At 76.7% G+C, this 14,789-nt stretch carries 4 protein-coding genes and 1 pseudogene; 2 read left to right on the forward strand and 3 right to left on the reverse strand.

Translation table 11 applies throughout. The annotated features are described in order from the left end of the window. The 3 genes and pseudogenes from ADK52_RS44345 to ADK52_RS39465 all read right to left on the reverse strand — a co-directional run. Positions 1 to 4,600 (reverse strand): type I polyketide synthase (locus ADK52_RS44345; RefSeq protein ID WP_159045829.1); only part of this gene is annotated, 4,600 nt, incomplete at its 3' end. After that, positions 4,593 to 5,969, reverse strand: coding sequence for an SDR family NAD(P)-dependent oxidoreductase (locus ADK52_RS44900; RefSeq protein WP_420714783.1), 1,377 nt, complete (start codon positions 5,967 to 5,969; stop codon positions 4,593 to 4,595). The genes ADK52_RS44345 and ADK52_RS44900, both read right to left, overlap by 8 nt. Before the next feature lie 302 nt (positions 5,970 to 6,271). Beyond that, positions 6,272 to 12,113 (reverse strand): annotated as a pseudogene (locus ADK52_RS39465) (beta-ketoacyl synthase N-terminal-like domain-containing protein); the annotation flags it as partial. 598 nt (positions 12,114 to 12,711) lie between these two features. Here ADK52_RS39465 and ADK52_RS02535 point away from each other — a divergent pair. After that, complete coding sequence (locus ADK52_RS02535) at positions 12,712 to 13,605, forward strand: LysR family transcriptional regulator (RefSeq protein ID WP_053688125.1); 894 nt, start codon at positions 12,712 to 12,714, stop codon at positions 13,603 to 13,605. Positions 13,606 to 13,797: 192 nt separating this feature from the next. Continuing rightward, the coding region (locus ADK52_RS42820) for a hypothetical protein (RefSeq protein WP_199828434.1) at positions 13,798 to 14,789 on the forward strand (992 nt) is incomplete at its 3' end.

The following is a 14,789-nucleotide window of genomic DNA, read 5'->3' on the forward strand; positions in this document are numbered from 1 at the left end:
GGACGGGGGAGGGGGCCGCGGGGTGGGCGGTCCAGGCGACGAGGCACTCGCCGGAGCCGGAGCCGGAGCCGGAGCCGGAGCCGGAGCCGGTCGCGCTCTGGGTCTCGGCCGGGGGCAGGGAGGCGGTACGGACCGGGTACGGCCGTCCCTCGGGCGACAGCACGCGCAGCCCGCCCGATCCGGGGTCCTCCGTGACCCGCCAGTCGCGCGGCCGGCCGCCGAGTCCGGTGCCGCGGGCCTTGGCGGCGGCCTCCTTCGCGCACCACAGGGCGGTGAGCGCGGCCGGCAGCCCGGTGCCCTCGCGGGCGGCCAAGTCCTCGGCGAGGAGCAGCTCGGCCGGGGTGAGCGCGACCCGGATCAGCGCGTCGGGATCGGCGGTCACCGGCTCCACGTCGATGCCGACGGAGCGGGACGGGTGGGCGAGGGCCACGGCCAGCCGGTCCTTGTGGGCGATCGACAGCCGGTAGCCACGGGCCAGGACGCCCTCGGGGACGGGCCGCCCGGCCGGATCGTTGCCGACCGGGACCTCCACGGGGAACACCGGACCGGCGCCGCCGTCCCAGAGCAGCTGTCGCAGCGCGTCCTTGGCGGCGATGCGGCCCAGCAGCCACGGCGCCCGGGCGCGCGGCGCCAGCCGCTCGTACGCCGCGCGCTCGGCGGCGCCGAGGTAGCGGCGCATCACCAGCTCCTGCGAGGCGGGATCCGTCCACCGGCGCCGGGCCAGGCACCAGCCGGCGGGCTGCGGCTCGCCGATGCCGCACACCTCGGGGGTGAACTTCATCGGCCACACCCGCTCGTCCGCGCCGAAGCGGCGGTACGTCCAGCCCTCGATCCGGGCCCACAACCGGCCGGCGCCGTCGAGGAGTTCGAGATCGCCGCGGACGGTGACGTCGCGGACCTCCCGGATCCGGGCCGTGGCCGTGACCAGGGCGTGCGGCGGGGGCGGCGGCCCGTAGAACCGGATCCGGTCGACGGTGGCCGGGAACACCAACCGGTCGACGGGGAGCCGGAGTTGCATCCAGTGCCCGAAGAGCTGCCCGGCGGCGTCGAGCAGGGCCCCCGGATCGGGGAGCGCGCGCAGGACCCCGTGAATGCCGTCCGAACCGACGGACCGGACCTCGTGGACCCCCGCGAAGCGGGGCCCGTGGAACATCCACCGGTCCCGGTACAGGGCCTCCGCGCTGACGGGGGCGGGACGCGGATCGCGCAGCGGTGCGAGGTCGGGTGCGGGCGGCTGCGGGTGGCCCGGGCCCAGCAGGACGACGACCGAGGCGTACGGGCCCAGCCCGATCCGGATCCGTCCGGGGCCGTCGGCGCGGACGCTGACCTCGACGTCCAGGGCGGGCGCGGCGGGCAGCCACCGCATGGCCCGTACGTCGTCGTAGCCGAGGACGGCGGCTCCCGGCGGGGCGTGGCGACGGGCCGCGTCGGCCGCCAGCTCCAGCATGGTCGTCATGGGCACGACGGGGAACCAGTCGGACTCCTCCGGCCAGCCGTCGGGCTGGAGGTACACGCAGTGGTCACGTACGGAGGGCAGGGCGTCGAGCGACACCCGGAGCCGGTGCTGCACCGCGGCCCTCCCGGAACCCGCACGCCCGCCGCCGGAGCCGGAGTCGGAGCCGGAGTCGGCGACCGATGCCGGGCGCGGCACCGGACCGGGGGCAGCGGACTCGGGTGCGGGCGACCGGGCCTCGGCGACGGCCTGCGGGCCCGTGTGCGCCTCGTCGTGGACCGCGTCCAGCGCGGACAGCAACACCGGCCGCCCCGGCCGCCCCGGCTGCCCCGGCCGCCCCGCGGCGAGCGGCGCCGGCGCCGGCGCCGCCGTGCCGGTGAGGAGGCCCAGGCGGGCTCGGGCGTCCCCGGGGAGGCGGACCAGCGGGGAGCCGAGGTCCAGGGGGGAGCCGAGGTCCAGGGGGGTGGACCGGCCCCGTACGGCCGGGCGGGCGGCGGGGGCCGGGTCCCGCAGGCGGTCCCAGCGCGGGGCGTGGCCCTCGGACCACAGCGCGGCGCAGGTGCGCCGGAGGGCGGCCAGTCCCGACAGCCGCGGGGAGGACGTGGCCACCGAGAGGTGGGGGCGGTCCCGCAGGGTGTCCTCCACGAACCCCGGCAGGCTGCCCGGCCCCATCGTCACGAACGTCCGGACCCCCGCCTCCTCGTACAGCCGGAGCGTCAGCTCGCGGAAGCGGACCGGCTCCAGCAGATGCCGTACCACCAGCTCACGCACCTCGGACGGCCCGTCCGGGAACGGCGCGCACGTCGTCGCCGACCACACCGGCAGATCACCCCGGCGCAGCGGCAGCCGCGCGAACGCCGCCCGGACCTGCCCCAGGTACGGCTCCCACATCGGCGTGTGGAATCCCGACCGGAACGGCAGTTCCTGCCCGAGCACCCCCTCCTTCTGCAGCCGCTCCAGGACCTGCGCCACCTCCCCCGGGACCCCGCACACCACCGACTGGTGCGGGCAGTTGTCGTGGCTGACCACCACCCCGTCCAGGCCGTGCAGTGCGGCCTCCGCGCGGCGCGCACCGCAGCCCAGTGCCGCGTACACGAGATCCGGGACCTTCAGCGACCCCGGCCGCAGCGAGTCCAGGAAGGAGTCGGCCGTGTCCTGCGGATACATCCCCCCGGCCAGCATCGCCGCCCACTCGCCGAGGCTGTGCCCGGCCGACACATGGGCGGTCAGACCGAGTTCCGGCAGGACCCGCGCGAAGAAGCGGCCCGTCGCGAGGGCGTCCAGCGCCCGTTCCATCAGCTCGGCGCCCCGGCCGAGCCGCGGCCGCTCCAGCCCCATCCGGTCCGCGACGTCGTCCAGTGCCGGGGCGAACTCCGGTTCCAGGCCGGGGAACAGGAACGCCGTCGCGCCGCCCAGCGGCTCCGGGGTGAACCACACGTCCCCCCGCCCCCGCCAGGCCCGGCCCCGCTCCACCGCCTTCGCGGCGAGCGCGAGACGCTGCGGGGTCGGCCCGAGCACGGCCAGCCGGCACGGCCCGTCGCCCGCGGACGCCGACCCGGCGGCCAGCAGGTCCGCCAGCTCCGCCGGACCGTCCGCGCCGAGCAGCAGTACGTCCTCCCGCGCGCCGGTCCCGGTCCCGGCCCCCACCGCCGGCCGGCCCGCGGCCCCCAACGGCAGGAAGCGGCGTACGGGCGGCGCCGGTGCGGTGGAACCCGGGGCCTCCTCCAGCACCGCGTGCGCGTTGATCCCGCCGAAGCCGAACGCGTTGACCCCCGCCCGGCGCGGCTGCGCCCCCCGCTCCCACGGCTCCGCCGCCGTGACCGGCCGCATCCGGGTCCGGGCCAGGTCCGCGTGCGGCTCCTCCAGGTGCAGGGTCGGCGGCAGCACCCCCTCGTGCACGGCGAGCGCCGCCTTGATCAACCCGGCCATGCCCGAGGCCTGCATGGTGTGCCCCACCATGGACTTCACCGAGCCGAAGCCGACGCCGGGACCCGTGGTCCCGGAGGGGCCGAACACCTGGGCCAGCGTGTCCAGTTCGGCCGCGTCCCCCACCGGCGTTCCGGTGCCGTGCGCCTCCAGCAGCCCCAGCGCACCCGGGGCCCGCGGATCCAGCCCGGCCTCCCGCCAGGCCCGCTCCAGCGCCCGGACCTGGCCGGCCACCAGCGGGCTCATCAGACTGGCCGCCCGGCCGTCCCCGGCCACTCCGGTGCCGCGGATCACGGCATAGATCCGGTCGCCGTCCCGTTCCGCGTCCGCCAGCCGTTTCAGCAGCACCACCCCCGTGCCCTCGGACAGCAGCGTTCCGTCGGCCCGCCGGTCGAAGGGGCGGATCCGCTCGCTCGGGCTCAGTGCCCGCAGCTGCGTGAACACGCTCCACAGCGTGGCGATGTGACAGTGGTGGACCGCCCCCGCGACCACCGCGTCGCACCGCCCGCCCGCCAGCAGGCCCACGGCCTGGTCCACTGCCAGGAGCGAGGAAGCGCAGGCCGCGTCCAGGGTGTAGGCGGGACCGCGGAAGTCCAGCCGGTTGGCCGTGCGGGCGGCCGTGAAACTCGGTACCAGCCCGATCGAGGCGTCCGGCCGCTCCGGCCCCAGCGCCTCCTGGAAGGCGGACCGCACCTCGGCGATCCGCCGCTCTCCCAGCTCCGGCGCGAGCTCCCGCAGGGTCTGGGCCAACTGGTGGGCGGTGCGCACCCTTTGGTCGAGACGGGCGGTCGCCACCCCCATGAACCCGCCGCGGCCCAGCACCACCCCGATCCGGGAGCGGTCGGCCGGCAGCCGGTCCTCGCCGCCCGCGTCGGCGATCGCCTCGGCCGTCGCGTGCAGGGCCAGCATCTGGTCCGGCTCGGCCCCCTCCACGGCGGTCGGCATGATCCCGAACCGGGTCGGGTCGAAGACCGCCAGGCCGTCGACGAAGCCACCGCGCCGGCAGTAGAAGCGGTCCCCGCGCACGGGTCCGGCGGCTCCCTCCGGGTCGTAGTACACCTCCGGGTCCCAACGCCCCGGTGGGACCTCGGAGATGGAGTCCGTACCCGCGAACAGATTGCTCCGGTAGGCCGCCAGGTCGGCGGCGCCGGGGAAGACGGAGCCCATCCCGACGATGGCGGCGTCGGTCGGCCGGGGGCCGCGCCGCACTCGCTCACTCATGGTCGGCGTCCTCCTCGGCCATCAGGACCACCTGTACGTCGCCGCCGTACGCGAGTTCGGCGAGGAACGCGGCGGTCCCGGCTTCGGGGGAGATGAGGGGGATGCCGCGCCGGGCGTACGCGCGCTCCAGCTCGGGGGTGACCATCCCGCCCGCCTCGGCCGCCCAGGGGCCCCAGTCGACGGACAGCACCCGGCCCGGGAAGGTGTCCGCCCAGGTGAGGGCGAGCCCGTCGAGGGCGTCGTTCGCGGCCGCGTAGTCGGTCTGGCCACGGTTGCCGTACACCCCGGCGACGCTGCCGAACAGGGCCAGGAAGGCCGGGGCGGGCGTGCTGCCGTGCTCGGCGGCCGCGGCCGCCAGGTGGCGGGCGCCGGCCACCTTGGTGGTGAACACCTCGGTGAAGACGGCCGGTTCCTTGTCGCAGAGCAGCCCGTCGCGCAGGGTCCCGGCGCCGTGCACGATGCCGTCGAGCCGGCCGTGCCGGGCCCGTACGTCGGCCACGACCGCCCCTACGGCGTCCGCGTCGGTCACGTCGGCGCAGTGGTAGCGGACGGATGCGGCGGCGCCGGCGAGGGCGGCCAGCGTGGCCCGTACCTCGCGCTCGGCGAGAATCCGAGAGGCCGCGGCCTCGATCTCGGCGGGGGTCCGAAGCCCGCTGCCGATGAGTGCGGCGCGCAGTGCCACCCGGTCACCGGCATGGACGAACCCGTCACCCTGGCCGGCCGGTTCGGGCGTCCGCCCGACCAACTCGACGTGACACCCGGTGGCCCGGGCCAGCGCGACCGCCGTCCGCGCCGTGATCCCCCGAGCCCCACCGGTGAGGAGCACGACCGACCCGGGCCCGAGGGGGCTCGCGCCGGACGGGGGGAGTGGCGCCGGTACCGGGCGACGGGTGACCCGGACCCCCTCGGCGGTGTACCCGACGGAGGCGAGCCCTTCGCCAGGGTCGGACAGCTCGGCGAGCAGCTGGGCGGCGATCCGCCCGGGGTCTTCCTTGGGATGCGGATCGACGGCGCGGACCAGCGTGCCGGGGAACTCCAGGGCGGCGCTGCGGGCGAAGCCGTGCAGTCCGCTGCCGGGTGCGGAGGCGAGGATCAGCCGGCGGACACCGCCGGTGAGGGCGCGCTTGTACCCGGGGAAGGCGGCGGGGAGCACGGCCTCCTGGCCGGCCCGGAGCGCGGACAGGTCGACGATGCCGTCGAACCCGGAGCCGGCCTCGGCCAGCACCTCGGCCCGGGCTCCGTGTGCCTCCAGCGCCCCGCAGAGCGCGAGGGCCACCCCCTGCCCGTCCTCGACGACCCCGACACGCATCCCGCGCAGCGCGCCGGGATCACCGGCGGCAGCCGCCACCGGCACCACCTCGACCCGCATCCGCCGAAGCGGTGGGGTCGGTGCGGGTCCGGCTGCCGCTGCCGGAGCCGGAGCCGGAGTGGGACCGCTCGCGGCCGTGTCCCGTACTCCTGCCGATGCCGATGCCGATGCCGATGCCGATGCCGATGCCGGTTCGTCTGTTGCCGCCGCCCTTCCCGGTGCCGGGGATGGCGCCGGCCCGCCCGCGGTGGCTGCCTGGCCGGAGGCGTGGGTGGTGACCCAGTCGACGATGCCGCGCAGGGTCTTGATCCGGGACAGCTCCTCGACCGCCGACTCGGCGGAGCCGCCGGGGTCGGTCGGGAGCCCGATCCGGTCGGCGAGGGCTCCGATGATCTCTACCCGCTTGATGGAGTCGATCGAGAGGTCCGCTTCCAGGTCCAGCTCGGGGTCGAGCATGTCCCGCGGGTATCCGGTCCGGGTATGGACGATCTCCAGGACGGCGTCCATCACCTCCTCGGCGGACCCCGCCCCGGCCTGGGTCGCCCGGGGCCCTCGGTCGCCCGCAGGAGGCGGCCCGTCGGCGTGCTCCGCCGCATCCGCCCCGCCGAGCCCTGCCGACCCGTAACCGTCCGCGCCGACTGCCTCGGCGCCCGCCGGGCCGGTCGGCGCATGCCCGTTCGCGAGTTCCCGGGTGCCGGGCCAAGCGTGCTGCGCGCCGCCCCCGGGGTCTGCGATCCCCGGCTGGTTCGCCGGTCCTTCGGGCCAGGCCGTGTGTGCCCGCGCATGCCCGTTCCCGTTCATACCGGATCCGCCGGTGTCAGCCCAAGCCTGGGCGTGCGCGAGGGCCGCCGGCCCGTGGCCGTTCGCGCTGATCCCTGTGGCGCCGGGCCAATCCTGCGCCCCCGCCGGACCTGTCGGCCCGGGCGCGCCTGCCGGGGCCGACTGGCTCTGCCCGTTCGTGCCGCCCACTTCCCAGATGTCCGCCCAGGCCTGGGCGCCCGCCGGTCCGGCCATGGCTGTCGGGGCCGCCGTATCAGCGGTGCGGGACGGTCCTCCGTCCGGAGCCGGGGCGCTTCCCAAGTAGCTGAGCAGGACGGCCCGTTGGGCTTCGACCAGCTCGCGGGAGCCGCGCAGGTACTCCAGGACCGCCTCTTGGCGCCGGTCGGGCGCTGTGTCCGCCCCGGGCAACGCCGAGCCGGGCGCGGGAGCGGCGTGCCATGTGAAGCCGGGCGCCGGCGCAGGCGCCACCGCAGGTGCGGCGTGCCGCACGGGGCCGGGCGCGGATACCAGAGTGGACGCGGGCGCCGGATCGGAAGCGGGGGGCGCCGTGCGCGGCGACGGGGCGGACGCCGCCGGCAAGGGCGGTACGGGTGCCTCGACGCGGCGCGGTGGCTGGAGGCCGTTCGGGATCGGGGCTCCGGCGGCCGTGCGGACCAGGTGGCCGTCCACCAGCCAGCCCGGGCGGCGCGGGGCGCGGTCCGGGAGGCGGGCCGTGCGGCCGCGGAACAGCGGCTCCGGGGTGATCGGGACACCGGCGGCGGCCAGTTCGGCCAGGGCCGTGACCAGCCGGGCCAGCCCGTGCTCGCCCGGTACGTCCAACGGGACCGCCGCGTGCGGCCGGTCGGCCAGGATCCGGCCCACCAGGCCGGACAGGACCCGGCCCGGTCCCGCCTCCACGAACGTCCGGACACCGGCCGCGTACATGGCCTCCACCTGCTCCACGAACCGGACCGGCTCCGCGACCTGCCGGGAGAGGAGACCGCGTACGGCATCCGCGCCGGGCGGGTAGGGCGATGCGGTCGTGTTCGACCAGACCGGGACGGCGGCGTCGGCAACCGCCGTCCCGGCCAGCTCCGTTGCCAGCCCGGCCGCCGCCTCCGCGACCACCGGGCTGTGGAACGCGCAGGCCACCGGCAGGGGCTGCGCCGAGATTCCCGCCGCACGCAGCGATTCCACCGCCGCGGCGACGGCTGCCGTCGGCCCCGAGACGGCGCACTGCCGCGGGGCGTTGTGGTTCGCCACCACGCACCCGGCGCGCTCCGCGATCTCCCGGACCTCCTCCGGAGCGGCCGACACCGCCGCCATCGATCCCGGGTCGTCCCCGGCGGCCGCCAGGATCTCCTCGGCCCGCCTCGCGCTCAGCCGCAGCAGGCTCTCCGTGTCGTACGCCCCCGCCGCCCACAGCGCGGTGAGCTCCCCGTACGAGTGCCCCGCCACGCAGTCCGGCCGTACGCCGAGCCGCCCCAGCAGCAGGTGCGCCGCCGCACCCGCCAGCCCGAGGGCCGGCTGGGCGACCCGGGTGTCCGTGACCGCGGCCCGCTGCGCGGCCCGCGTCCCGTCCGTGAACGCCGCCGGCGGGAAAACGGCCGAGAGGACGCTCTGCGGAGCCGCGTCCAGCAGGCCCCGCAGCCCGGGGAAGGCCATGTACAACTCACCCATCATGCCCACCCGTTGGCTGCCCTGCCCCGGGAAGAGGAAGGCCACCTGCCCCGGATCCGCCGACTCCTCCCGTACGTGGACCCCGTCACCCGCGGTGAACCCCCGGGCCCGCTCCAGCCGGGCCGCCAGCTCGTCCAGGTCGGCGGCCACGACCGCCACCCGCACCGGACCCCCGCCGGCGCACGCCTCCGCGGCCAGGTCCCGCAGCGCCCACGGACGTCCCGCGGCGTCGTTCTCCTCCAGCCGCGCCGCGAGCCGGGCCATCGCCCGACCCGCCGCCCGGCGGTCCTCGCCGCGGAAGCAGAACAGCTCGGCGGGCCAGTCCTCCCGGCCCTGCTCCGGCTCCTCGGCACCCGCGTAACCGGCCAGCACCGCGTGGTAGTTGGTGCCACCGAAGCCGAACGCGCTCACTCCCGCGATCCGCCGCTCCGCCGGCGCCGCCCACGGCCGGGCCTCGGTGTCGAAGACGAACGGGCTGGTCTCGGCCCGCCAGGCCGGATTCGGCCGGTCGATGTGGAGCGTCGGCGGCCGGACCCCCGAATGCACCGCCCGGGCCGCCTTGATCAGCCCGGCCAGCCCCGCCGCGCACTTCGTGTGCCCGAGCTGCGATTTGACCGAGCCCAGCGCACACGACCCCACCCCGGCCCCCGCCGCGGTGAACACCTCGCTCAGCACGCCCAGTTCGGTGCTGTCGCCGACCACCGTGCCCGTACCGTGGGCCTCGACCAGCCCCACCTCGCGCGGCGAGATGCCCGCCCGCGCATAGGCCTGCTCCAGGGCCCGCCGCTGCCCCTCAGGGCGGGGCGCGGTGAGCCCGAGGGAGCGGCCGTCGCTCGACGCCCCGACCGCCTTGATCACCGCGTACACCCGGTCGCCGTCCCGCTCCGCGTCCGCGAGCCGCTTCAGTACCAGCGCGCCCACCCCCTCGCCGAGCGCGATCCCGTCGGCCGCGGCGTCGAAGGGCCGGCAGCGGCCGCCCGGCGACAGGGCGCGCACCGAGGCGAACAGCAGGTAGTCGTTGATCCCGTTGTGCACGTCGGCGCCCCCGCACAGCACCATGTCGCTGTCCCGGTCGCGCAGTTGGCGGCAGGCCAGGTCCAGCGCGGCCAGCGACGAGGCGCAGGCGGCATCGACCGTGCAGTTCGCGCCGCCGAGGTCGAGCCGGTTGGCCACCCGGCCCGCGATCACATTGGCGAGGATCCCGGGGAAGGAGTCCTCGGTCAGCCGGGGGAGCTGCTCGTCCAGGGCGGCCGGAAGCTCGCCGAGGTAGGCGGGGTGCAGCGCCCGCAGCCCGTACGCGCCCGCCAGCTCCGTGCCGGCCTCCGCCCCGAAGACCACCGAGGTCCGCGAGCGGTCGAACTCCCGGTCCTTTCCGTAGCCGGCGTCCCCCAGGGCCCGCGCCGAGATCTCCAGGGCCAGCAGCTGCACCGGCTCGATCCCGGCCAGCGAGGACGGCGGGATCCCGTGCGCGAGGGCGTCGAAGGGCACCGGGTCCAGGAAGCCGCCCCAGCGCGAGGGGGTGCGCTCGCCGGCCCGCGCCGGATCGGCGTCGTAGTAGAGCGCCGGGTCCCAGCGCTCCGCCGGGACCTCGCCCACCGCGTCCCGGCCGGCCAGGATCTGCGCCCAGTACACGGCGAGGTCGGGGGCGCCCGGATAGGCGCAGGCCATTCCGACGATGGCGATGTCGAGCGGATCGGACCCGCCGCCGGGATCCCGCTCCCCGGAGACCGGAGCGGTGAGCTCCAGGGCCCGCCGTTCCAGCAGCTCCGTCGCCCCCTCGGTCACCTCGGCGTGCAGGGCCGCGACCGTCGTCGTCCCGCTGCGCAACGTGGCGGCCTGCCCCAGCATGAACAGCCCGTCCGCGTACTGCCGTTCCTCGTCGACGGCCTCCAACTCCGCGCTCTCGCCCCGGCGCAGCCCCTTGCTGGCGATCCGCAGCCGCCCCAGGTTCAGCCGCTCCAGCTCCTCCCAGATCTCGCGCGGATCGGTCCCTCCCCGTGCGAGGCGCTGCCGGGTCTCCTCGAAGGTCCGGGCGTACGGGGTGTCCGCGCAGCGCGTGGCATGGCCGGGCGCGGTGTGCAGCAGTACGGTGTCCGCGCACTCCACCGCCGCCCGCTGGAACCGGGACGTGACCGCGCCCGCCGCCACGGCCTCTTCGGTGAACAGGTAGGCCGTGCCCATCAGTACGCCGATCCGGGCGCCCCGCTCGGCCAGCGGGGCGGCGGCCGCGACCGCCATCGCCGCGGAGCGTCCGTCGTGGATCCCGCCGGCGAACAGCACGTCGAGGGCGGCCGGTTCGCCGCAGGCGAGCAGCCGCTCGATCTGCTCCTCCCACAGCGGGAACGAGGCGCGCGGCCCGACATGGCCGCCGCACTCCAGACCCTCGAACACGAACCGCCGCGCCCCCTCCGCGAGATACCGCTCCAGCAGGCCCGGCGAGGGCACGTGCAGATGGGTCAGCGTTCCGGCGGCCTCCAGCGGGGCCGCCTGCGCCGGGGTGCCGCCGGCGATGATCGCGTACGGCGGCCGGGTCTCGGCCACGGCCGCCAGCTGCTCCCGCCGCAGCTCGGGCGGGGCGAAGCCGAGCAGGCCCACGCCCCAGGGCCGGTCCCCGAGCCGCTCGGCGGTCTCGGCCAGCAGCCGGCGTACGTCCGGCCCCTCCATGACCGCCAGCGCCAGGTACGGGACCCCGCCCGCGGCGGCCACCGCCTCCGCGAAGGCCGCCTGGTCGCTGACCCGGGTCATCGGGCCCTGGGCGAGGGGCCGGGCCGCCATGAGCGGCCGTACCCGTGCCGCGGCCGCCAGATGCCCGGTGACGGCGGTCCGGACGGCCTGGAGGACACCGCCCGTGGTGCGGTGGCGGGCGGCCAGCCGGGCCGCGGCGGCCCCGTCCTGGCCGACGGGCAGCAGCTGCGTACGCAGGTCCCGGGCCCCGAGCAGGGCAGCGGCCGGCCCCTCCGGCGAGGGCAGGTCGGGCCGCGCGTACACCCGGTGGCCGTCGACCAGCCGGGTCTCCGAGCCGTCCATCGCCCGGAGCGCCGCCGCCACTTCCGCGGGCAGCCCGGCCTCGCCCTCCGGCGTCAGGGCCAGTTGTACGTCGACCAGCACGCCCGAGGCTCCGCCCGCGACGGCGGCGGCCGCCGTATGCGGGCCGATCCCGCCGCAGGCCACGACCGGTACGCCGATGCCGGGGCCCGCGAGCAGTTGCTGGAGCAGGACGAAGGTGGTGGCCCCGCCCACCCGGCCGCCGCCCTCGTGCCCCTTGGCGACGACCGCCCGGGCCCCGGCGGCCACCGCGGCCCGGGCCTCCGCCAGGCCGGTGACCTCCGCCCAGACCCGGGGCCGCCCGGGCGCCGCCGCCCAGCGGGCCACCCGCTCCGGGGTGTGCTCGGCGGCGTCGGCAAGCAGCACGGTGTCCACCCCGGAGGGCAGCTGCTCCGGCCCGAGCGGGCAGCCGGCGGGCACCCGCACGCCGTAGCACCGCCCGGGGCCGAGCCGCCGGGCGAGCTCCGCGAGGGCGGCCCGCGCGGCATCGGGATCCCGGCCGAGGTCGAGCAGCCCGAGGCTGCCCGCCCGCTCGGCGGCGATCACGATCCGGGGCTGCGGCTCCTCGAAGGGGCTGAGCGCGACCACCAGGTCGCGCGGGGCGGTGGCCTGCGGGGCGGCGGCTTTCGGGGCAGCGGACGGGGCTTCGGCGGACCGGGAGTCGGCGGAGGGGGCTCCGGCGGACCTCGGGGACGGTTCGCCGGACTGGGGGGACGGCATGGGCTGGGGGGTCACGGGCGCTCCTCATCGAGTGCTGTGTCACATGTCGCCGGTTGCGCAGGGGCTGGGCATGGCGTGGCGGGCACCCCCTGGCAAGCCGGGGCGCAGGGGTGAGCGGGGTGCGGGGCCTGCGGGGGCACAGGGGTGAGCGGGGCCGGGCGGGGGCGCAGGGGCGAGCGGGCCGAGCGGGGGCAGCGGGGAGTGCGCGCAGGCAGTTCCCCGCCGGTACGGGTGGCCGGGCGACCCGTCTGGGTGGGACGGGCTTGAACGTTGGTCAATTCCCCTGACGCCGGGGATGCATCGTGCGGTGGCGGCCGTGCACTGTCAACGGCTATGCGGAGTAAGGTCCTTCACGTACCGGACGTCACGGGCGCACCCCGACGGCGTCGCCTGCCGGCTCCCGTCAGGGCGCCGACCTGCGATGTTCCCCGGCCCGGCGGGCGCCGTCGGAGCCGGGGCCGAGGTGCGGCAGGAGCCCGGTCTCATGCCCGGCCGGTATGCCTCGGCGCCCCCCGGGTATGAACACCACGCCAAATTCGGGCAGTTGTTCACCATGGCGCCCCTTACGGGGTCAACCTCGCGCGGTTACCGTCCGGTCATGACCCCCACACTCGCGCAGCTTCGTTACCTCGTCGCCGTCGCGGACTGCGGTTCCATCACCGGCGCGGCCGCCTCGGTCTTCGTTGCCCAGTCCGCCCTGTCGCGGGCCGTCCAGGCCATGGAGCGCGACCTCGGCATCGAGCTCCTCGCCCGCCGGGGCAGAGGGGTGGACCTCACCCCCGAAGGCACCCGGGTGGTCCGGCTGGCCCGTACCGTGCTCGACGCGGTGGACGCCATCGACGACATCGGGACCCCGAACGGCAAGGGCGGACGGGTCACCCTCACCCTCGTCACGACCCCCACCCTGGCGCTCGACCTGGCCTCCGAGCTGGTCCCGGCGTACACCGCGCGCCATCCCGGCGTGCACGTACGGCTCCACCAGCACGACGGCCGGGAGCCGCTGGTACAGGAACTCCTGGACGGGACGTCCGAGCTGGCCCTGGTCGACCTGCCCGTCGACAAGGAGCTGTCCACGCACCACATCCAGGAGCGCGAGGTGGTGCTGGTCTCGCCCCTCGGCGCCCGCCTGCCCGACCCGGTGCCGTTCCGGATGCTCGACGGGCTCCCGATGGTGCTGCCGACCCCGGGCACCGGGCGGCGCACCGAGATGGAGGCCATGTTCAGCTGTCTCGGGGTCCGGCCCGTGCCCGCGTTCGAGGTCGACGAGCGGCTCGCCTGGGTGACCGGCGTGACCGACGGCCGAGGCTCCCTCATCTGGTACCGGGACGTGGTGCTGAGGGCCTTCGGCAGCCGCGCCGAGATCCGCTCCTTCACCCCGCCGCTGCTGCGTCCGGTGGGCATCGCGCACGCGCGACGGCCGCTGACCCGCGCCGCCCGGGCGTTCATCGCGCACGCCCGGCACAACGCCCCCGTCCGGGAGCCGGCGCGCTGACCGGAAGCCGACGGAGGTCGACGGGAACCGACGGAGGACGCAGGAAGGCGCCCGAAGCCGCCGGGGGGCGTCGCAGCCCCACCCGGACCCGCCGGGTTTCGGCCAGGCATGCCGGCCCGGCATTGAACGATGCTCAAACGGGGGGTCGCCGGGCCTGGCGATCACCATCTGATGTGCCATCAGATGGTGCGCATGTCTCGACTCCTCACAGCCCCCTGGGCCGCCGCCCTCGCGACCGCGGCCCTCGCCATCGCGCTGCCGGCCACCGCATGGCCGGCCGCCGGCCCCGCCGGCGCCGCCACCGGACCGGCCGTAGCCCCTGGAGCCGGGGGCGCGGCCGCCGCGCCCGCCCCGGAACGCAGGTGCACGCTGCCCGGCGGTATGGCCGAACTCAGCGGCCTCGCCATGAGCCGCAAGCACCCGGGCATCTTCTACGCCGTCAACGACAGCGGCAACACCAACCAGGTCTTCGCCGTCGACTGCACGGGCGCGACCGGCCGGCTCAAGGCCACCTACACCCTCTCCGGCGTCGGCAACACCGACTGGGAGGGGCTCACGATCGGCAAGGACGCGGCCGGGCGGCCGGTGATCCTGGTCGGCGACATCGGGGACAACTTCAGCGGCCGTGCCGAGATCCTCGTGCACTCCTTCGCCGAGCCCGACCAGCTCGCCAGCGCCACCGTGACCCCGGTGACGTACAAGTTCGCCTACGCGGACGGCCGGCACGACGCCGAATCCCTGCTCGCCGACCCCCTCAGCGGCCGGCTGTACATCGCGAGCAAACTCATCGGCGCGACGGGACAGTTGTACAAGGCCCCGCTGCCCCCGCAGACCGGCCAGGTCAACACGCTCACCGCGGTCCGGCCCGGACCGGTCTTCACGACGGACGGCGCCTACTCGCCGTCGGGCGCCTCGTACACCCTGCGCAGTGGCGGGCCGCTGGGCGCGAACACCGCCTCCGTGTACGACACCGCCGGGACCAAGCTCGCCGACGTCGCCCTGCCCGCGCAGTCGCAGGGCGAGACGGTGACCTACTTCGACTGCACGAGCCTGCTCGTCGGGTCCGAGAACGACACCCAGATCTGGCGCGTCCCGCTGCCGCCGGAGGCCACGCCGGGCTGCGGAAGCACTCCCACCCCGACCCCGACCCCGACGCCCACTCCGACGCCCACCCCGACCCCCGG

Origin of the sequence: Streptomyces sp. WM6372 (assembly GCF_001279655.1) — a bacterium.
In the GTDB taxonomy this organism is placed as follows: domain Bacteria; phylum Actinomycetota; class Actinomycetes; order Streptomycetales; family Streptomycetaceae; genus Streptomyces.

What these genes read in the sequence shown, in the direction of transcription:
- ADK52_RS44900 (WP_420714783.1), bottom strand. Translation starts at nt 5,969, where the DNA reads ATGCGGGTCGAGGTGGTGCCGGTGGCGGCTGCCGCCGGTGATCCCGGC.
- ADK52_RS02535 (WP_053688125.1), top strand. Translation starts at nt 12,712, where the DNA reads ATGACCCCCACACTCGCGCAGCTTCGTTACCTCGTCGCCGTCGCGGAC.